The 20,901-nt window shown below is 35.4% G+C and carries 19 protein-coding genes; 10 read left to right on the forward strand and 9 right to left on the reverse strand.

Annotation, left to right across the window (positions count from 1 at the left end; translation table 11 throughout):
• Positions 1-2: 2 nt before the first annotated feature.
• Genes ALGA_RS14840 through ALGA_RS14850 form a run of 3 tightly spaced genes read left to right on the forward strand, consistent with a single transcriptional unit; the run spans position 3 to position 3,135 of the window.
• On the forward strand, positions 3-920 hold the full coding sequence (locus tag ALGA_RS14840) for a GTP-binding protein (protein ID WP_096430339.1): 918 nt from the start codon (positions 3-5) through the stop codon (positions 918-920).
• 11 nt (positions 921-931) lie between these two features.
• A complete protein-coding gene (locus ALGA_RS14845; RefSeq protein ID WP_096430342.1) occupies positions 932-1,639 on the forward strand; it encodes a vitamin B12 dependent-methionine synthase activation domain-containing protein in 708 nt (235 codons plus the stop codon).
• Between the two features lie 2 nt (positions 1,640-1,641).
• Positions 1,642-3,135: an ASKHA domain-containing protein gene (locus ALGA_RS14850; RefSeq protein ID WP_096430345.1), complete on the forward strand. Its 1,494-nt coding sequence runs from the start codon at positions 1,642-1,644 to the stop codon at positions 3,133-3,135.
• Between the two features lie 29 nt (positions 3,136-3,164).
• On the opposite strand, the gene ALGA_RS14855 is transcribed toward ALGA_RS14850, so the two are convergent.
• Entirely contained in the window at positions 3,165-4,049 is an 885-nt protein-coding gene (locus ALGA_RS14855) for a LysR family transcriptional regulator (protein WP_096430348.1), read from the reverse strand.
• Positions 4,050-4,131: 82 nt separating this feature from the next.
• Between ALGA_RS14855 and hutH the strand changes: the two genes are divergently transcribed.
• From hutH to ALGA_RS14880, 5 genes are all read left to right on the forward strand, one after another.
• On the forward strand, positions 4,132-5,622 hold the full coding sequence (gene hutH / locus ALGA_RS14860) for a histidine ammonia-lyase (RefSeq protein WP_096430350.1): 1,491 nt from the start codon (positions 4,132-4,134) through the stop codon (positions 5,620-5,622).
• Positions 5,623-5,635: 13 nt separating this feature from the next.
• Complete coding sequence (locus ALGA_RS14865; protein WP_096430353.1) at positions 5,636-7,633, forward strand: urocanate hydratase; 1,998 nt, start codon at positions 5,636-5,638, stop codon at positions 7,631-7,633.
• A gap of 72 nt (positions 7,634-7,705) precedes the next feature.
• Positions 7,706-8,728: a formimidoylglutamase gene (hutG, locus tag ALGA_RS14870; RefSeq protein WP_197705577.1), complete on the forward strand. Its 1,023-nt coding sequence runs from the start codon at positions 7,706-7,708 to the stop codon at positions 8,726-8,728.
• Between the two features lie 323 nt (positions 8,729-9,051).
• Positions 9,052-10,839, forward strand: coding sequence for a C45 family peptidase (locus ALGA_RS14875; RefSeq protein ID WP_096430356.1), 1,788 nt, complete (start codon positions 9,052-9,054; stop codon positions 10,837-10,839).
• A 496-nt stretch (positions 10,840-11,335) separates the two neighbouring features.
• Positions 11,336-12,079, forward strand: a complete 744-nt coding sequence (locus tag ALGA_RS14880) for a hypothetical protein (RefSeq protein ID WP_096430359.1) — start codon at positions 11,336-11,338, stop codon at positions 12,077-12,079.
• Positions 12,080-12,093: 14 nt separating this feature from the next.
• Here ALGA_RS14880 and ALGA_RS14885 read toward each other — a convergent pair whose 3' ends face one another.
• From ALGA_RS14885 to ALGA_RS14890, 3 genes are all read right to left on the reverse strand, one after another.
• Entirely contained in the window at positions 12,094-12,399 is a 306-nt protein-coding gene (locus ALGA_RS14885) for a hypothetical protein (protein ID WP_145957643.1), read from the reverse strand.
• Between the two features lie 758 nt (positions 12,400-13,157).
• On the reverse strand, positions 13,158-13,346 hold the full coding sequence (locus ALGA_RS22815; protein ID WP_145957644.1) for a hypothetical protein: 189 nt from the start codon (positions 13,344-13,346) through the stop codon (positions 13,158-13,160).
• A 90-nt stretch (positions 13,347-13,436) separates the two neighbouring features.
• Complete coding sequence (locus tag ALGA_RS14890) at positions 13,437-14,156, reverse strand: amidohydrolase family protein (protein ID WP_197705578.1); 720 nt, start codon at positions 14,154-14,156, stop codon at positions 13,437-13,439.
• A gap of 970 nt (positions 14,157-15,126) precedes the next feature.
• On the opposite strand from ALGA_RS14890, the gene ALGA_RS14895 reads away from it, so the two are divergent.
• A complete protein-coding gene (locus tag ALGA_RS14895; protein ID WP_096430366.1) occupies positions 15,127-15,588 on the forward strand; it encodes a sll1863 family stress response protein in 462 nt (153 codons plus the stop codon).
• Between the two features lie 142 nt (positions 15,589-15,730).
• Complete coding sequence (locus ALGA_RS14900; protein ID WP_096430368.1) at positions 15,731-16,174, forward strand: hypothetical protein; 444 nt, start codon at positions 15,731-15,733, stop codon at positions 16,172-16,174.
• A 578-nt stretch (positions 16,175-16,752) separates the two neighbouring features.
• On the opposite strand, the gene ALGA_RS14905 is transcribed toward ALGA_RS14900, so the two are convergent.
• The 5 genes from ALGA_RS14905 to ALGA_RS14925 form a co-directional block, all read right to left on the reverse strand.
• Complete coding sequence (locus ALGA_RS14905) at positions 16,753-17,340, reverse strand: hypothetical protein (protein ID WP_096430371.1); 588 nt, start codon at positions 17,338-17,340, stop codon at positions 16,753-16,755.
• A 178-nt stretch (positions 17,341-17,518) separates the two neighbouring features.
• Positions 17,519-18,016, reverse strand: coding sequence for a hypothetical protein (locus ALGA_RS14910; RefSeq protein ID WP_096430374.1), 498 nt, complete (start codon positions 18,014-18,016; stop codon positions 17,519-17,521).
• Between the two features lie 245 nt (positions 18,017-18,261).
• Positions 18,262-19,140 carry a hypothetical protein gene (locus ALGA_RS14915; protein ID WP_096430377.1) on the reverse strand — a complete coding sequence of 293 codons (879 nt, stop codon included), beginning with the start codon at positions 19,138-19,140 and terminating at the stop codon, positions 18,262-18,264.
• A 260-nt stretch (positions 19,141-19,400) separates the two neighbouring features.
• Positions 19,401-20,138: an ice-binding family protein gene (locus tag ALGA_RS14920; RefSeq protein ID WP_197705579.1), complete on the reverse strand. Its 738-nt coding sequence runs from the start codon at positions 20,136-20,138 to the stop codon at positions 19,401-19,403.
• A 257-nt stretch (positions 20,139-20,395) separates the two neighbouring features.
• Positions 20,396-20,584 (reverse strand): general stress protein CsbD, encoded by a 189-nt coding sequence (locus tag ALGA_RS14925; protein ID WP_096430382.1) that lies wholly within the window; start codon positions 20,582-20,584, stop codon positions 20,396-20,398.
• Positions 20,585-20,901 lie beyond the last annotated feature (317 nt).

Here is a 20,901-nt window from a genome sequence, read left to right on the forward strand (position 1 = left end):
AGATGATTTCTTTTAATTTGATAACCGGTTTTTTGGGGAGTGGAAAAACCACTTTGCTAAGTAATTTACTGAATGAATTGTCAGCAAGTAAACGAATTGCAGTCATTCAGAATGAATTTGCGCCTTCGGGAGTCGATGGCAAGGAGCTTAAACAAACAAATGCAGATTTTAAGTTGGTGGAAATCAATAACGGATCGGTTTTTTGTGTTTGTCAGCTGGGGAATTTTGAGAATAACCTGCAAAAATTAATTGTCGATTATCAACCTGAAATGATCTTTTTAGAAGCTTCAGGTCTTGCCGATCCGATAAGTATAATTGAATTGTTACAGTCGCCTGGATTAAAGGATAAAATTAGTCTGGACAAGATTATTAGTTTGGTTGATACTCCAAATTTTTTTAAGGGATTTTCTACTTTGGTTCGGTTTAAGCATCAAATTATGATTGCCGATAAAATCATTTTGAATAAAACTGATTTATTGGATGATGGGATGGAAAAAGTGAAGGAAGCGATTAAGGAGTTAAATCCATTTGCCGAAATTATTCCTTCGGTTTATGCAAAGGTAAATTGGGAGAAACTTGTAGTTCAAGAGGAGAATAAAAGCATTGCAGCAAATAGATATCTTGGAGTTGTATCTGAAGGAAGACCTGATATGAATGCTTGTGTATTAAGAACTCATGATAAGATCGAACGCTCAAATCTTCAACTGTTTCTTAAACATCTACAATCTACATGTCCTCGAATAAAAGGTTTCCTTAATCTTACTGATGGCAAAATAGTATCTGTTAATAGTGTTTATGAAAAGGCAGAAATAAAAGATCTGGAAAACTATATGGGACCCTCGGAATTAATCGCTTTTGGGCATAACTTGTCGGTAAGTGATTTACGAGCTACCTTTAAGCAATACGCAGTTAAAAAATAAGTTTGGATTTGATGAAAGAAGGAACTGAAATCGGGAAGGACGTGAGAAAAATAATATTTAGAGTTAAAGATTTGGCAATTTCCAGCGAAGATGTGGAGGTTTTTGCTCAAATGGGAGATGATATGCCTTCTTATCAAGATTTTATAAATAAAGAACTTTCTTTTTTAGATGAAGTAGCATCTGTTTCTGGAGGTTACACAATTATTTCACCTGTTCAGCTTCAAAAAGCTTCGGTTGAAATTGATGGGATGGAGTTCCAAGTTGGAGAGCAGGTTAGTGGCTATTATACAGGAATGGAAAAAGCTGCTCTGTTTGTCTGTACAGCTGGTGATGAGGTAAGTAAGAGATCTAAAGAGTTGTTTGATAATGGTGATTTTTTAGAAGGTTATTTGGTTGATGTGCTGGGATCGGTTTTGGTTGAGAAAGCCATGGATCAATTGCAGGCTATAATTCATGCTGAGTGTTTGCAGGATGGATTAAATATCACCAATAGATATAGTCCTGGTTATTGTAACTGGAACGTGGGTGAACAACAGAAACTTTTTTCATTTTTCCCGGATCAATTTTGTGGCATTTTATTGAGTGAATCCAGTTTAATGAGTCCTGCTAAATCGGTGAGTGGAATTATTGGGATTGGTGAAAAGGTGTCGTTTCAGAAACATGTTTGCAGTGCCTGTAGTAGTCGGAATTGTTTGTATCGGAATAAAAAAAAGAAATAAATATGCCAGATATTTTTGTTCTTGAGAACGGTGAAGAAAAAAGAATTGAATATGCCGTAGGTGAAAGCTTACTGCAGATTTTAAGACAGGGGAATTTTCATGTTTCTTCCCCATGTGGAGGAAACGGAACATGTGGAAAATGTAGGGTTCAAATAAAAGGAAATGGTTTTGTAAATTCTTGTAGCTATTATCCTAATTCGGATTTAAAAGTAGTTTTGCCAAATAAAAGAGAGGAGAAAATTCTTACCAATCAGTATCAAAATACCTTGCATTTGCCTTTAAAAACTGCGCCATTTATTTCACAGGAAGCATATCCTTTGGGTTTGGCAATAGATATAGGTACTACAAGCATTGTATTTTATTGGGTAAGTCTGATATCGGGTAGTATTTTAAAAACAAAAGGCATTGGTAATCCGCAAAGTAAATATGGTGCAGATGTAATTAGTAGAATTAGCTATAGCAATACTACAGGCGGAATTGAAAAACTGCAACAGGAAATTATTGGTGCTATTAACCAACAGATAAAAGAATATACAGAGAAAGAGGATATCGCGAGGGAAAATTTGGTGAAAATCTCAGTATCTGCAAATACAACAATGCTTCACATGTTGTTGGGAGTTGACCCAATGTCAATTGCATTGGCTCCATTTAAACCTAAATTTACAGAGGCAAAATGTGTGAAAGCTTCGGAGTTGAATATTAAAGCACATCAAGATGCCACGATTCATCTTTTACCTTCCATTTCGGCCTATGTGGGGGCTGATATTGTATCGGGATTAGCTTCCTTACAACCGTCTTCGGATATTAAAAAATATCTTTTTATTGATATTGGAACCAATGGCGAAATGGCTGTTGTAACGCCTAATAAAATTTACTGTTGTGCTACCGCTGCAGGACCAGCATTCGAAGGAGCCAATATTTCTTGTGGAATGGGAGCTTTTGATGGAGCCATATCTGTATATAACAAGGATGGTTATCAGACAATTTCAGGAGATAAACCAGTTGGGCTATGCGGTTCAGGTTTGCTTGATGCAGTTGCTTATTTGCTTGATAATAAGATGATATTGTCGGATGGGGAATTGGCAAATGATTTTGTACTTGCAAAGGCAGAAGAGTCGGGGACAGGTGAAAATATTGTTGTTACACCGCAAGATATTCGTGAAGTGCAATTGGCTAAGAGTGCAATTATTACAGGTGTTAAAATACTACTTCAGGCAGCGGGTATTACCGTTGATGATCTGGATGCGGTTTATGTGGCTGGAGGATTTGGGAATTATATGAACCCTGAAAGTGCTGTGAAAGTAGGTTTGTTGCCGGCCGAAGTTGCAGGGAAAATTGTAATGGTAGGCAATACATCTGGTGCTGGTGTGGTATTGCACGTTATTTCAGACGATTTCGATAACTATCTTAATGCAATAGTAGAAAAATGCGAGAACATTGAATTGTCTAAACATGCTGAATTTGAACTAGAATTTGCCATGAATATGTTCTTTTAAAAACTAAGTTCATTGACTATTTCTAAATTTTAAGCTGTAGTAAGTTGTAGAAAGTTTTTTAAAATTGGATTCGTGTTCTTGTTGTTCCAGACAGCACGCAAGGTGGTCCGTTGAGGTATTTTATTTAATTCGATAAATTTGATTCCCATGTCGTAGCCTAGTTTTAAAGATGTCGGTACAATTGAAACACCAAATTTATTTTCTACCAATCGGAATATCGAACTGGCATTAACGGTATTGTGTGAGATTAATGGAGTAAAACCACTTTCATCGAAAATCTGCATTACTTTTTCGAAATACGATTCACTGTACGATGCATCAAAAAAGATAAAAGAATCATTTTTAAATTGAGACAAATTCGTGAAGGTCGATTCATTAATTGGATGATCTATGGGCAGAACTAAGGAAAAAGTATCTTCAAAAACCGATTGAATGCTCAATCCTCTGGGCACTCGTTCCATTCTCACAAAACCGACATCAATTTCATGATTAAGAAGTGCTTGGATCTGTTTGTTGTTGTCCATTTCTTTTAGACTGAAAAGAACATCAGGATGTGTCTTTTTAAATTTCAGTAAAAGTTCTGGAATCACATCCTGCATGGCAGATCCAACATAAGCGAGGTTTAAATTTCCATTCAATCCATCACTTAATAATTTGGCATGATTTACAATTTCATCCAAACGTTTAAAGTTATTCGTTAATTCTTTTTGAAGGTATTGACCTGCCATTGTGAGATTAACTTTACGGTTATGGCGTTCGAATAAGCTCATACCAAGAATTTCTTCCATTTGTTTAATCTGTCGGCTTAGTCCAGGTTGAGAGATAAACAAGCGTTCTGCAGCTTTTCTAAAATGCAGATCTTCGGCTAAAGCAAGGAAATATTTGTAATGTCGAAACTCTATTTGATTACTCATGGTTATTAAATATGGACAGTAATAGTCTTGTTGGGTATCAAAAATACGAATAACTTTACTAAAAAATAAATCTACTAGAACTATGTTTAAATACGGGATAGATCAACTAACTGTTGACAAGACAATTCAGATAGCTCGAGGGGAGCTAAAAGCTGGTTTAACTCCAGAAGCTATCAGTAAAGTAAATGCTTGCAGAGCTAAGGTTGAAAAGATGGCTGCATCTGAAAAAGCTGTTTACGGAATCAATACAGGATTTGGACCTTTGTGCGATACTCAAATTTCTCCTGAACAAACAAGTAAGCTTCAAGAAAATTTACTGATTACTCATGCTGTAGGTGTTGGAAATCCTATTGGTAAAGAGTTGTCGAAGATCATGATGATTTGCAAGGTGCAAGCATTGTCTCAAGGTTTTTCGGGTGTTCGTTTAGAGCTTATTGAACGTATTCTATTCTTTATTGAAAATGATTTATTACCAGTTGTTCCTGAGCAAGGTTCAGTAGGTGCATCGGGAGATTTAGCTCCATTGTCTCATCTGTTTTTACCTCTTTTAGGGGAAGGTGAATTTTGGGTAGGTAAAGATATCGTTCCCGCCAAAGAAATTTTGGCAAAGCATGGTTTAGAGGCTATTCGTTTGGAAGCAAAAGAAGGTTTGGGACTGATTAATGGGACTCAGTTTATTTTAGCTCATACCATTCGTGGTTTATATAAAATGGAATATCTTCTTGATTTGGCAGATGTTGCAGGTGCAATGAGTTTGGAAGGTTATCAGGGAAGTGCAGCTCCATATAGAAAGGAATTGCATGCTATTCGTCCGTTTAAAGGGAATATTAAGGTGGCTGAACGCATGCAAATGTTATTGAAAAATTCAGAGAATTTAGCGGGTCACATTGATTGTGAACGTGTTCAGGATCCATATTCATTGCGCTGTATTCCTCAGGTGCATGGTGCATCTAGAAACGCCTGGTATCACCTAAGTGAGTTGGCTGAAATCGAAATGAATTCAGTTACTGATAATCCAATTGTATTAAGCGATACGGAAGCCATTTCTGGTGGTAACTTCCACGGACAGCCTTTGGCAATGGCTTTGGATTACTGTTCCATTGCAGCTTCTGAGCTTGGAAATATTTCTGACAGAAGATGTTATTTGCTATTGGAAGGTAAATTTGGTTTGCCTCGTTTGTTAACTGCAAACGGAGGACTGAATTCTGGTTTTATGATTCCTCAATATACTACTGCAGCTTTGGTAACTGAGAATAAATCACTTTGTTTTCCTCCATCGGCTGATAGTGTGCCAACTTCTTTAGGACAGGAAGATCACGTTTCTATGGGAAGTATTTCCGGACGAAAGTTTAATCAAATATTGGGTAATATCGAGAAAATATTTGCCATTGAATTGATGTATGCGGCTCAGGCATTGGAGTTCCGAAGTCCTAATCATTTTTCAGATATCATGACAGAGAACTTTGAGATTATCAGAAGTAAAGTTGATAAGCTGGAAGACGATCGCGTGTTGAAAGATGATATTTACGCAATGATTGATTTTGTGAAGACAAGAGCATTTGTTGTGAAATAGTAAAGACGAAAGTATGACATTTAAAGAACAGCTATTGCAAGGGATTCCAGCTGAATTACCTGCAAAAAAAGCATATCCAAAGGATGCTAACAGAGCTCCTAAAAGAAAAGATATTTTATCGGTAGAGGAAAAGCAATTGGCAATTCGAAATGCCCTGCGCTATTTCCCTAAGAATTGGCACAAAGAGTTGGCTGTTGAATTTGCTCAGGAGTTACTTGATTTTGGGCGTATTTACATGTACCGATTCAAGCCGGAATACAAAATGTATGCAAGGCCGATTCAGGAATATCCTGCTAAATCGATGCAGGCAGCAGGAATCATGCTGATGATGCAAAACAATTTGAATCCAGCGGTAGCTCAGCATCCTGAGGAGTTGATTACTTATGGTGGTAACGGAGCTGTTTTTCAAAATTGGGCGCAATACCTGCTTACCATGCAGTATTTGGCGACCATGACCGATGAGCAAACTTTAAATCTATATTCAGGTCATCCAATGGGATTGTTTCCTTCTTCGAAGGGTGCACCAAGAGTGGTGGTGACCAATGGAATGGTTGTTCCTAATTACTCCAAACCTGATGATTGGGAAAAATTTAATGCGCTAGGAGTTTCCCAGTACGGACAAATGACGGCTGGATCGTTTATGTATATTGGTCCGCAAGGAATTGTTCATGGTACTACCATTACGGTGATGAACGCTTTTCGTAAAATCTTGAAAAAAGGGGAGATTCCTGCAGGAAAGATTTTCTTAACTGCCGGTTTAGGTGGAATGAGTGGAGCACAACCAAAAGCCGGAAACATTGCCGGATGCATTACCATTGCAGCCGAAGTGAATCCAAAAGCAGCTACAAAGCGTCATGAACAGGGATGGGTTGATGTTTTGATTGATTCTATGGACGAATTGCTTGTTCGTGTGCGAACAGCTCAGGAGAACAATGAAGTTGTTTCTATTGCCTTTATTGGTAATGTGGTTGATGTTTGGGAGCGTTTCGATAAGGAGAATATCTATATTCATATTGGTTCGGATCAAACATCTTTGCACATTCCCTGGACTGGTGGATATTATCCTGTGGATACTTCTTATGAGGAAGCCAATAGATTGATTCGAGAGGAACCAGAGTTATTTAAAGAAAAGGTTCAGGCAACATTGCGTCGTCACGCAGCTTCGATAAATAATCATACTGCAAAAGGAACTTATTTCTTCGATTATGGGAATGCATTCCTATTGGAAGCTTCTCGCGCTGGCGCGGATATAATGGCCGAGAATGGAATTGATTTCAGATACAAATCGTACGTTCAGGATATTGTTGGACCGATGTGTTTCGATTATGGATTCGGACCCTTTCGTTGGGTTTGTGCATCTGGTAATGCATCAGATTTAGATCAGACTGATGAAATTGCAATGAATGTATTGCAGAAAATCATGGAAAGTTCTCCGGAAGAAATCCAATTGCAAATGCAGGATAACATTACCTGGATTAGGGATGCTAAAAAGAATAAAATGGTAGTGGGTTCGCAGGCTCGTATTTTATATGCCGATGCTGAAGGACGTACTAAAATTGCAGAAGCATTCAACAATGCGATTGCAGCAGGTAAAATTGGACCTGTAGTTTTAGGTCGCGATCATCACGATGTAAGTGGAACTGATTCTCCTTACCGTGAGACTTCTAATATTTACGATGGTAGTAAGTTTACTGCTGATATGGCCATTCAGAATGTGATTGGCGATAGCTTTAGAGGTGCAACCTGGGTATCGATTCACAACGGCGGTGGCGTTGGTTGGGGAGAGGTTACCAACGGCGGTTTCGGAATGCTATTGGATGGAACTAGAGAAGCCGATGCTCGTTTAAAAAGCATGTTGTTTTACGACGTAAATAACGGTATTGCCCGACGTAGCTGGGCGAGAAACGAAGGAGCAATCTTCGCTGTTAAAAGAGAAATGGAACGCACACCTAATTTAAAGGTAACAGTCCCAAATCTTGTAGATGATAATTTGCTGGAAAAGCTTTTTTAAAAGAATTTATATTTTGCATAAATAAAGAATTGGTTCAGGTATTTCCTGAACCAATTTTACATATAAGAAATTGTGGAAAGAAGAGAAACAGAATCAATAAATGCTGAATACAGGCCTGCAGAAAAAGGCCATTGGGAAGGACGCAAGTCAAATCCAGACATTGGAAAACAGTATTGGCACCAGCAAATTGAATTTGTGGATTGGAACGATCTGCCTAAGCATGCTGCAGATTTACCAAAGATCGATATTGCTTTGCTTGGTTATGTTTGCGATGAGGGAGTGCGTCGTAACCGCGGAAGAATGGGAGCGCACGAAGGACCTAAGGTGATTCGCGATCGATTGGCCAAATTGCCCATTCATTTTGAATCGAAACGCGTGATTGATGCAGGGAATATTGTCTGTATTGATGATGATATGGAAGCTTGCCAGGACTTATTCTCAAATGCGATCTCGGATCTGCTAAAACAAAATATATTTCCAATTGCAATAGGCGGTGGTCACGACATGTCTTACGCACATTTTATGGGCATTAAGAATGCGATACTAGACAGTCCAAAGCAACGTATCGGAATCATAAATTTTGATGCTCATTTCGATCTTCGACCAGTTGAAACTAAAGGGAATTCAGGGACTCCTTTCAATCAGATTCTTTCGGAATGCCATGAAAAAGGCGATCAGGTAGATTATTATGCCATTGGTATTCAGCAACAATCCAATACCCGAGAGCTGTTTGATGTCGCAAAGAAAGAGAATGTCAACTATTCCATCAACTACGATTGTGAATCATCAGCAATGGAAATGGAGAGCCTAAAACAGAAGTTGGCGCCAATCATTGCGAATAACGATTACCTGTACATTACCATCGATATGGATGGCTTTTCATCTGCTTATGCACCTGGTGTCAGTGCTCCGTCTCCATTGGGTTTTACGCCTTATTTTGTGTTTAAATTGCTGAGTTTCCTATTCGTAACAAAGAAAGTAATTGCTTTCGATATCGCTGAATTAAATCCTTCTCTCGATAGGGATATGCATACGGCTAGTTTGGCTGCTAAAATTGTTGATTTTGTGGTAATAAATTATGAATCATCGATATAAAGTGGAGGGGATGGCGTTTTAACTAATGCCATAGAATTAGGATTCCTTATTCTTATGTTTCCAAATTCCGTAGTTCTATGGGAACGGAGCAAATGGTCTTTTTCTCAAATCATGATATTGGAGCTTCATCTACAATTGAGATTTTCACTTGTGTGTTTGATTTTTTAATTGTCTTCAGAAATAAAATTATGTACATTCACACTTTATAATTATTATGTGCGTTTTTAGCCTTGGTGCATTTACAATACAATTGATTTAAAAACATACAATTTTTATTAGATATTGTGTTTTTCACTATTTTAATAATCATCACATTAACTACCATGAAAATAAAGCAATTACTATTACTTCTTATTTGTGTTTTTTCTTCTGTACTTCTTTTCTCGCAAGAGTATAAATACAAGGATAATGATGGTGTAAAAACCTTTCATGACGGCAGTATGTTTATCAAAGAGGGCGTTCCCTTTTTAACAGTTAAAGGTGAATCGTACGAAATGGGCTTGCAATATGGAGTTCTGATGAATGATCAGATTCTAGAATTAGATGTGAAAGTGGATAGTATTGTTGAAACTTTCGTTGGTAAATTCTTCCTGAAAAAATGGATTGCCAATAAGGTATTAAAATCTAAGATTAGGAAGATTGAAAAAAGAATGCCCAAAGAGTTTTTGGAAGAATTGGAAGGAATGGCAGAAGGTTGTGATTTGAATTTAAAAGAGGTAAAAACCATTGCATATTTTCCCCAGATATTTTTTGATATCAGTTGTACTTCTTTTGTTCTGAAAAATGAAGATGGAATTGTTCATGGGCGAAATTTAGATTGGCCGGGTATTGAAATATTCACCCATTACCCATTAATTGTGAATTATCACCGCAAAGGAAAAATTCCAACAACTATTTTGACCTTTGTAAGCTATCCAGGAGCCTACACCGGAATGAACCATAATGGGTTGAGCTTGTCGATTAATATGAATGGTTGCCCTGTCCCGGAAGGGAAAAAAAAGAGCGATTACAACACCGACATGCCCATGCCATATAAATTAAGACAGGTAATGGAAAATGCCGACGAATTATCGGAGGTAGATGAAATGTTTAAAAATTATAGCACTCATGCATGGTTTATTACGGTAGGTAGTAAAAAAGATCATTCTGCTGCTATGTATGAACTGACTCGTGGTGAACTCATTAAAAACGATATGAAGGGCAACATGATAGCTGTTACCAATCTTTCTTTATCGGATAAAGGACGATTTGAATACAGTCCTATCAACATGCACAGTGATTTGAATATTGCCAGAGAGGATAAATTGAAGGAACTAAATCGGGAAATCAAAAATCAAGATTTGGTTGAAAAAGCCTATCAAATGATTTCTTCAACCGAATATTATCATCTTCAACACGATCCGTTTTACATTGCTATTAATAATGATATGACTGTGAAAAGCTGTATTATGGACAATACGAACAATAAAATATATTTCTCATATTCTGAAAGACTAGCTGGTTTAGGGCAGTTCTTAGAGTATGATATTACAAGTGGAAAGGTATCTGTTTTTAAAGAAGCGAAAGTCAGCCCAACTTTAAACGATTTAAATAGCAAGTTAGCTTTTTTCAAATGGCATAGAGAGAACTTTGCTAGTGGAAAGAAGCATGATAATGAGTATTATATGGCTTTAATTAAATATGCAAAAAGTTCGAAGTTTGAACCGGCTTATAAAAATAGATTGATTGCCGTTTGTTATTCGAATATAGGGAATCAAGATAAAGCTTTGGAGTTTGCTAATAAATACATTGAGAACAGACCAAAGTATAATTCAGCGTATACTACTAAAATTAATATTCTAAATGATTTTAAAGATTATAAAGCAGTAATCAGTACTATCGATGAGATGCTAAAAGTTGCAATTGTAACACCAGCAGATCAATTTTATGTAAAAAAAGATTTAGTAATTGCATACGATAAATTACAAGTACAATCTCCAGATCAAAAAAATATCGATAGAATTAGGCAATTGGCTAAGGAGATTACGGAAGAGGCAAATAAATACTTTCTAGCAGAGAGGATCAAAAAAGATTTATCTCAAATTGATAAAATTGTAGCCAAGTACAATTAGAGGCAATCAAAGAAATATTAAAAAATCCTGAGCAATTTAATTTGTTCGGGATTTTTCGAATACAGTTAATTCTTTTTTGGCATCTGCCAGTTCTGCCAGTTCTGCCAGTTCTGCCAGTTCTAGCAATTCAAGAAATCATAAAAAGGATTACTATTTACTCTTTTTGAGTTGAGACAGTAGGTTTCTAGCAGTTTTGTTCTGTCAGGTTAATTGTATGTAATAGACTTGTTCGTTATTGGCTTTAATTTTTAGGCATGCTACTGGTTTTGGAAACTGAAAAGGCTAGGGCTGAGGCGGAATTCTTTCTTATAAGTAGTTGCGTGGTGGTTGTTTTGTTAGTTGTATTTGTGTGTAAAAGTTTTATTATTTAACTGTAATTTCTTAGCTTAGTTATCCTTATCAAAAAAATGATTGTTAGCCGAAATCACTTATTTAAAATCATTTTTGAGGGGAGATTAGTGGAGAGGGATAATATTTACAGTTTAAATTTATTGTTATGTCAGATCAGCAAAATTTACTAGATCATCTGGAAGAAATAACAGCACTAACCGAAGAAAAAATTCTGCATTGCAGCATACCCTATAAGGTTTTTATTAACGAAGCAGAGGCATTGCACACTCATGCGAGCATCGATTTACCTTCGCTACAAGCAATTAATTTTAATCCAGAAAAACTGGATCGCTTGCTATCGCTAACCGGAGCATTGCGCACCGCACAATCGAATTGGGAAGCCAAGAAAACCGATAAGCAAAAACGTGAAGAGTGTTGGAGAAACGAGGCTCCTGAAATGTATGATCTTCACAGTGAAATTATTGATCACATGGGATTTGCATTTAGAGGAGATGAAGCTTTGCTAAGAACGTTGAATGGAATAAAAGAAGGAAAATCAAAGGCGGATATGATTCAAGATATGGCAAGTTTAGCAGTCTTGGGAAAGGAGAATGCAGAATTGCTACAAGCTATTAATTTTGACTTGGCATCATTGGATACCGCTGCTCAAATGGCCGACCATATGGGTGGGTTGTTAGGAGACATTAATGGTAGAATGTATTTCGCAGATGATTTGAAATTAACCAGAGACAAGTCTTACACCTTGTGTAAAGTGCTCGTAGACGAAATTCGAACTTATGGCAAGTTTGTGTTTCGAAATAATGATGAAAAACGCAAAGCTTATGCTAGCAAATACAATCGCGAGCGTGTGACTGCTTACCGTAAGACAAAAGCGTCAGAAGCAATGTAAATTAACACTTACATCTATAAATTAATATTTTGGAGGCAGAAATGCACTCCATTTTTTTTGTCTGTACAGGTAGAAGCTTCATTTGTGCAAAGGTGGATGCTTTCCGTTACAGGACTTTGCAAATCCGTACGCGCTATCAAGAGTTCCGTAACAGGTGTTTTGTCTTCTGTACGGTAAGTCACTTGCTCCGTAACATCAAGTTGTGCATCTGTCCACCACTTCTGTTCTTCCGTAACAGTTGGTAGGGTTTCCTTCTTGTTACGGCAAGCCATTGCGATGTTACGGAAAAGTAAAAGTTTGTTACGGATGCGTCTATTCATGTATCTGAAGCTATGTTCCGTGTTACTGAACGTCTATCGGATGTTACGTAAGCCTTGAATCATGTTACGGAAAGGATAAGCATTGTTACGGATTAGTGTTCATGGGGATTGTAGGTTTCTTTTGCCTTATCAGGAATACTTTTTGTTGGTGAATTAATGCCATAGGGATTTGATGTTTATAGCATTTGGTGGAAAAATGGTATTTGACCCCAGCGGGGTGATGTTTCTCGCTGTATTGAATTATCTATAAACATTTGACTCCTCTGGATTCTGATTTTTTCTCTGTGTTCCCCTGTGTAAATCTGCGCTCTCTGTGGTTGAAACTGATTGTCATGCTCTGACTATGAGTAAGCCATTCATGTCAGGGTATGACTTGAATCAGACTTCTGGTAATAGGTTCTTATTGAAACTTACTTTGTGTTTTTTGTATTGTCCTCAAGTCGGACGGACTTTTACTTTTGATTCATTCATAATTTTCACGGGCATTCATGATCTCACTTCGATCGGTACATTGATGAAAAGTAAACAATCCCGAAAGCTTTCGGGACTAGGAGAGAGCCCTCGGTGACCCATAACGGATCAATGATGAAAAGAAATAATAGTGTAGTTCGTCCCTCGCTCCACAGAATTTCTTTTTTTGTCATCATTTTCACCTATGGGGTCCCCACCTGCTTTGCTTATTCCACCCATCTTGAATTGACAGTGCAAATTATTTTCTTTGTGTTCTTTTGTGATATTTTCGGGCTCCTTTAGATTGCCTACTTCTTCAAACCTTTGTTTTCAATTTGCTTAGCGTCTCGGCAATATTTGTGATTACCTTCTAATTTCCATTCGCCAGTTTTTTCAATGTAAAACCTAATTGTTTTCTCAACAACTTCTGAATAACCACCATAGGATGTTAACATATTTTGCACTATATTCCATATAGTCAGTGCTGTCCAGTTCATCAGTTTTTACAAGATCTCACAGCTTATTAATTCGTTTTGATTTCTCTTTGCAAATAGGGTCTATCGTTTTGTTGGACATTAAAAAAGAGATTAGAATTTTGATGTGTCAATTTTAAAAAGTTCTGCCGCATTTTTCCACATAATCAATTCCTTTTTGTCATCTGCCAGTTCTAGCTGATCCATAAATTTTAAATAGGATTTCATATTGGATATTGGCCAATCAGTTCCATATAACAAATAATTAGGATCGCCTGCATAATTAATCATTTCTTCAATTTCATTTTTCATATGGCGTTCAAACTTATCTGAGAAATCGCCTAGCACCAATCCTGAAATATCTGCGTACACATTTTTATTTTTATACACCATTTCCATACAGTCCCTAATCCAGGGGTTTCCAACGTGACAAATTACTATTTTTAGATCAGGATAATCAACAGCTAAATCATCAATATGCAGAGGGTGGGAATACTTCACTTTTCCCGTTGGTGCATAAGTGTCTCCGGAATGAAACATCACAGGTACATCAAACTCTATAGCCATTTCGTACATCACTTTCATTCTGCTGTCGTTGGGATAAAAAGGTTCGTAACCTGGATAAAATTTTAAGCCTTTAATGAGTCCGGCTTCAAGATATTCACTAATTTCCCTTAGATCTCTATGATTATAGTGCAGATAACTAATGCCAGCAACTACACCAAGATTATCTCTTCCTCTTATTGCTTCAACTACCTGCTTGGTGCTTGGTCTGTGTTGGTTGACTTTGTATGAGGATAAAACCAATGAGTAATCAACCTTATTTTCCTTCATAGTGTCTGAAAGGTGGTTAAGGCTTGCTTCAAGGGAAGTTACTCTTTCTTCGTGGTAATTATTTATGTGTGTGTGAACGTCAATAATCATATTTGCAATGTTTTTTTATAAGGTTAAGGAGGTTTTGTGACTTAAAAGATAGCCTATTTATGGGATATTTGTTTAGCTCAGCGAAAGTTTTTTCAGGTGTACTATTTACTAAAATCGGGTACTATTCCATTTTTAGAGAATTTGCATGCCCTTAATAATGAATATAGTAAGAGTTTTTGAAGTTAAGGATAATGAAAGAAAGTCCTTTTCAATAATGGACTACAGCGGATGTTAGTAAAAGATTAAGATAATGGTCAATCAGGCCATTACTTGATTTTCTTTTATTACAAGCCAGCTTGGCTTTTTTCAGTTTCTTTTATGGCAGATGAAATTGAAATCTATACGCCGGAAAAATAGAGTCCTAAAAGCCAAATAAATGTTCAATTCACAAGGGTAAATCTTGTTTTTGAAATGCTAGAGCGAGGTGCAACGGTTACTCCTTTTAGTAATTTGGCGATCTTGTCAATATTTCGGTGACATTGAAAACTTTTCTCATGTAATTACCCTGTTTTGGGTCATTATAGCATTATTCCTCACATAATTCCTGATATTAATTTACAACTAAATACATTTGTGTTTATCCAAATGTGTAAATTATGTAACTGATATACAGAAATATGTAATGCTTTATTTAATTAATCGGTGAACCTTTGTAAGGTGAAATTTTATTCACCATTGTATTGCCAGTTGCAACAGCTAAAATTCAAAGTCATGAAGATAACTGAACTAAAAGGAAACTGGAAAAAAAGCTAAACTCAAAAACAGAAGGCAAAAATAGTTCTGGCAAGAGAGTTTGAAATACACACTCGTCCCATATTTAAGAATCTATATTTGCAATTTTAATCTTTTAAAAGACAAATAAATTAATAAAAATATAACTATGAGAAAATCAATTTTAATCCTGGGAAGCACACTACTTATGACTGTAACACTATTTTCCAGCTGCCAATCATCAGCAAAAAAAGTTGAAAATGCAGAAGCGAAAGTACAGGAAGCCAAAAAGGATTTGTCAGATTCTAAAACTGATTTGTATTATGCCAAACAAGATTCTATTAGTGATTATCAGCAATTCAAAAAAGAAGCTGAAATAAAAATAATGGCTCGTGAAAAAAGCATTTCTGAATTCAAATCAAGAATAGCAAAAGAGAAAAAGGAAGTAAAAGATGACTATGAAAAAAAATTGGTTGAATTGGAGAATAAAAACAGTGATTTTAAAAAGAAGCTAGCCGATCTTAAAGATGACGGTCAAGACAAATGGATAGCTTTCAAAGTTGAATTTGATCGTGATATGGATGAATTGGGCAAAGCGTTTAAAGATTTGACTGTAAATAACGCCCATTAATTAATAAGATTGAACTTGCAACAACTGATTATTTAACGGAAAATTAAATGCATGTTTTTGTGAAAGAATATTTTGAAAAAGTCGGCTAAATACAAAAAAACACTTGAAACTGGCTTCTAATCTTTTAATAAACGATATTATCATGAAAAAAAATATTTTAAGGCATATAACAGTAGAAGGTTTTGCCCATAGCTCTGATTTATCCAATTGTGAACTATTAGAAAAAGAATTTAATGAGGCAAAGGGTAGATTTAAGATTGCTAAAAAAGAGTTGAAAATAGCAAAGAAAAAACTAAACGGAGCTTTGGATGAAATAATTACTGAAATAGAGAGTAAGAAAAAAGAAGCTCAGAATAATTTGGATGATAATTCTGATTCCTCATCAGTTTTTAATAGCGAAAATATAAAATCAAAGCATGAAGAAACAATCGTCGAATTGGAAGTAATGAAAGACAAAATAAAAACGAAGGTTGAGGAATACAATACAAAAGGAACTGAAAATTGGGACTCGTTTAAACATAAACTAAATCATGACTTGGAAGAACTCGGTATAGCTTTAAAGAGCTTTGTGACTAAGTCTAAGTAGATAAATAAGGATAAGAGACACTATCCCGCAAAGTGTAAGTGATATTTCCAGGGTTGGACTTTAGTGAAGTCTGACCCTTTTTCCAAATATAGTTAAAAGCTGTTTGTATATCACTGCTCGTTTTTGGATTGACAAAGTCTATTTTACAGCTGCTTTCTTCGTCCCGAAATAGGCTGATTTTATTACCATTTCATCAGAGGGAAGGACAATTTACCCTTGTACTTGCTAATTTTTCTAATCTTCAGAGGAAACTCGAAATTACTTGATCGGGAATACAGGAGATGGTACAGACTTTAGAATTATAAACCCCTGAATTTGCTGTTGAATGTCACTATTACTCATTCTCTTCGAGAAGAGCGATACAATGAATATCTTCAGACTTTTAACCATTTCTCATGTGCAAGGATAAGTTTGAAAGTGGCATCCCGATCACGAGCTACGATGATTCCAGAATTTATTAAATTTGCGTGTACTTTGGACCAGATCCCTTTCCGGAGTTATTATTGGTATTAATTCTTTATGTATAAAAAATAAACCACGAATATATTATTCGTGGTTCCGTCATTAGTGCATCGCGATTAATCGAGATATAAATTAGCGTTTATTCGCTTTAATTTATTTCGTTTAAAATAGAACAAGTATGTTGCATTACCATTGGAATTATTTAACTGCACCTTTTCATTAATTAATTCAGTTATTTTAAATTTTCGAATAAAAGCATCCTTTGACATACCCGTTGTAATATCTCCTGGGAACTTAAATCTAGAGTTGGTTACATCAAGATTAAAGATAAAATCTTTGGATTGTGTTCTGTAAAACTGTATTATATTCTTATTGTCTGAGAAAGTATATATTGTATCGATGATAGCCGGGTTATGTATATTTATTTTAGGTTTCTGAGAGGATTTCAAAAATTGATAATCCTGTCTAATGGATGCAATCGAATAATTATCCAGGGCATTTGATACAAAATTATCACACTCATAGCTTGCAGCATTATTCGAATTAATATCTATAAATTTTGTATTATAGTGTAAAGTATCCTCCGAAATAGACTCCTCCGAAATAGGCTTTTCAGATTCATTTACCCGAAGAGTATTACAACTTGACAGACCCAGCAAGATGCTTATTACCAGTAGATTTGTGTTTAAATGTATTGCTTTCATATTTTAAAATTTTAGATTATATCATTACAACTAGTAAATCATTCTTTACTATCTATATCAAAATAGTAAGCAATGGCAGTAACACTCTATCTGCTAAAGCTACTTGCGCTTTTATAACTACGGCTAAAAAAATGCTTGCCTTTAATTTCACAAAAAAACATTTTTAGGAGCACACTTATTAATGTTTGTTTAAGGAATCATATTTGACTAGTAAAGTCCTGTCAAATTCTATTGGCATCAGACTATCATTTGCAATATCATATTCAAATAACTGCTTATTCTCAGGATTGAATGAAAATCTGGAAGTGTTTAATTGTCTGTCTTCATACATTTCATAAATTCTAAAGTCGTAAGTCTTAGAATAGTTGCTTTCCTTTTGCTTTCCTCCTTGAGGACTTTTTTGCAGAAAAACGCCAAAGTATAAGCCTCCATTTTTCACTACCTTTTTCTGTAAACCCTTTGTCAACTTTATATAGCGTGGAGAAGTGGTCAGTATTTCTTTTACTGCCAATTCTATTGCCTGCAAATTTTCCTCTGTTTCTTTACTTAAAGATTTATCAATTGTTTGATTCCTGATTTCATAATTGACCGAATCTTCTTTTTTGATATTCTTGTTATGACAGGAATATACTGCAATTGACAAATAAAGAAGAGCAATTAGCTTTATTAATTTCATTTGTTTACATTTTTAATGATCAGAAACCTGCCTCTCTGGAGGTAAATATCATAAAATCAAGCAACCCGCATTTATATTCAACTTTATTAAATTTGATGAATAATGCGGGTTAAAATACTAAACTTGCCGGGGTTTTATATCCCGACAGGTAGTATTAAAAATAAAATTGTTCTTGTTAATCAATAACATCATCGACAATCTTTTTTTGATTGGCTTGTGTTTGCAAAACACAGGTGTTTAATTATCTATAGTCTTCTGAAATCTTTCAGGTTAAAACCATCCTTGTTTTCATTTGTGATTTTGCGTGAATTGTAATAGTACAGGTTTCCATATACATCAAAAATCATTTCAAAACATTTTCCTGCAGCGTCTTCCTGTGCCGGACCAACATGAAAATTAAACAAGGCATTAGAAGGATCGGTTGCTATTTCTTTTTGGATTTCGTCTCCACTTAAAAATTTCACATAATAGGAATATGTCGATTTTATTTTTTCAGGTGAATTGGCTTCTATAGCCATCATATCTTTGTTTAGTAACAATACTTTATCTTTAAAGCTTGATGAACCATTGTAATATTTTAATCCTCTCAATGATATCATGAAACGATGTGATTCAAGCTTTAATGCATGTTTCTGCATGAATTTAACCATTGCGGGAATTACATATCCAAAATCCATCGTATTGTCATCACTGTATGAAATAGGAAAACTGCACAATTCAGGCATGTTAGTAAGGTCGGCTGATTTGTCGCCCAACACAAGGCTAAGGTAATTATAGCTCACCCCATCAGGGTCATTGTCAAAAACACCTTTCATGAGTACTAAAAAAGAATACTTCGAGTCGAAGTGACGCTGATTAAACTCTTCTTGACTAATAAATTCATAATCGGTAGATTTCCAGTGCTTTTTAACTGCTTCTTTAATAAGTATATTATATTCAATAGTACCATCTTCAAGCACCACACAAAGGGTAGAGTTTTTAAACATTCCGATTTGCTGTTTTGATGCCAATTTAGGATTTGCCGATGCTCCTAAGCTAAAGAATCCTATGGTAATGATACAAAGAAGTAATTTTAGATTACCTGCTATAGATTGGTATATGGTATTAACAAAAGATTTTTTCATGATAATATTTTTTTAAATGGCAAGTGATTTTTCACCTGATTAAAGGTACTTAGGCTTGTAAAAAAGCTTATTACACAACTTTAACAATAAGTTACATCATTCACACATTTTTAGATGTGATATTTATTAATCATGATGTTGTTATGGATAACTTTTATGACCGAGTAGCCTCAAATTTAATTATATGCAGATCTCTTTTTTAATCGCATAAAAAAAGAGCCGCCTTTTTGGGGCAACTCGTTTACGTATTCTGCAAATGCTTACTGTTTTACAATAGTATTACCTTCCAAAGTAACTCCGCCAGTTCTTGTTAATGCCCGACCATCAAGTGTTGCTCCTGTATTGAAGGTTATTGATTCAGTTGCTAAAACAGTTCCTTTCATAACAGATGTAGTCCCAAAAGTTGCAGAACTACCCACATTCCAAAAAATATTGGATGCTAATGCACCTCCGCTAAGAATAACCTTACGGCCTGATGTTGTGGTAAATGCTGATGCTATCTGTACTATAAATACGGCACCTGCATCTCCCCGTGCATCAAAAGTAAGATCGCCTGATGAAATATCTAGGGATGAAGTAGAAAAATAGAGTCCGGGAGTAAGTGTAAGTCCACCAATATTTCCTGACAATGTTACTACGTCAGCACATGTTCTTGCTGCAATATCATTATATGTATCAACGATATCAAGTTTAGCCTGATTAGCTATTGCATCATTAATATGCTGTGTTCCGTTCAAAATTCCTGGAGGAAATCCTCCTATTGAAGTACCAGGACTTAATCCAATATCACCAGTAATCACTGTTGCTCCCGTGTTGGTAACTTCTGAACCTGCAAGAATCGCAAAGTTAGATGCAGCATCAAGTGAAATTGTTGTTTGAACTGTTGTTTGAACAGGAATAGTTATTAGGTTGCCTAAATCATCATCATCATTGTTGCAACCGGCTATTAAAATAACTAATGCTATCGCAAAAATTGGTAGTATATTTTTTATTTTCATATTGGGATTTATTGATGTGTCTGAAAAAATATCACAGAACAAAGCTAAGATCATTAGCTGTTGAGAGTGTTATACAACTTTTTATAAAAGTTACATTGTTCACATATTATTGGGAAAAAAATCAGTACTTATAATTCAATGTTGTTTAAGGATAAAAAAGACTTTCATGAATTGTTGGGAATAAATCTGAAAGTCAGCCTGTTCCGATTGATGTATGGACGGAGTAGGAGGGTGTATTTTACTTAAAATAATTGAGTTTACAGCGATTCAATAATATTTTGCACCTCTTTTTTTGTTTTGCCTAACTTAATTTGAAGTCTTTCCTCCAATGCTTCTTTTTTACCTTTTTCAAACAATGAATCATTGTTTACGAGTACAGCAAATTTCTGTTTAAGTTTATCTTTTTTATTTTCCCAGTTTCGATATGATTTTGATGTATCTGTCATTATACTCTAGTTATATTTTATCATTGAATGCTCTAGATACAAAGGTGAGTATATTAGGCACGAAAGGAGTTACATAAATTTAGATTAAAGTTGTAACATTCACACTTATTGAAAATTTGTTTTTTAAATCCTAAACTTCTTTAGACTTATTCTACCTAAGAATCACTCGAAAAATTTAGTGTGGATAATATAGAGTTTTGCAGATAGTAACTTAAAGCCATAGGCAAAGAAAGATTGCGTCATCTTTGTACCTTGCCATTGTGATAACGTAAAATGAAGAAATCGATCACTCTACATCATAATTGAGACGATACTAG

The sequence above is a fragment of the Labilibaculum antarcticum genome (genome assembly GCF_002356295.1).
Classification (GTDB): Bacteria; Bacteroidota; Bacteroidia; order Bacteroidales; family Marinifilaceae; genus Labilibaculum; species Labilibaculum antarcticum.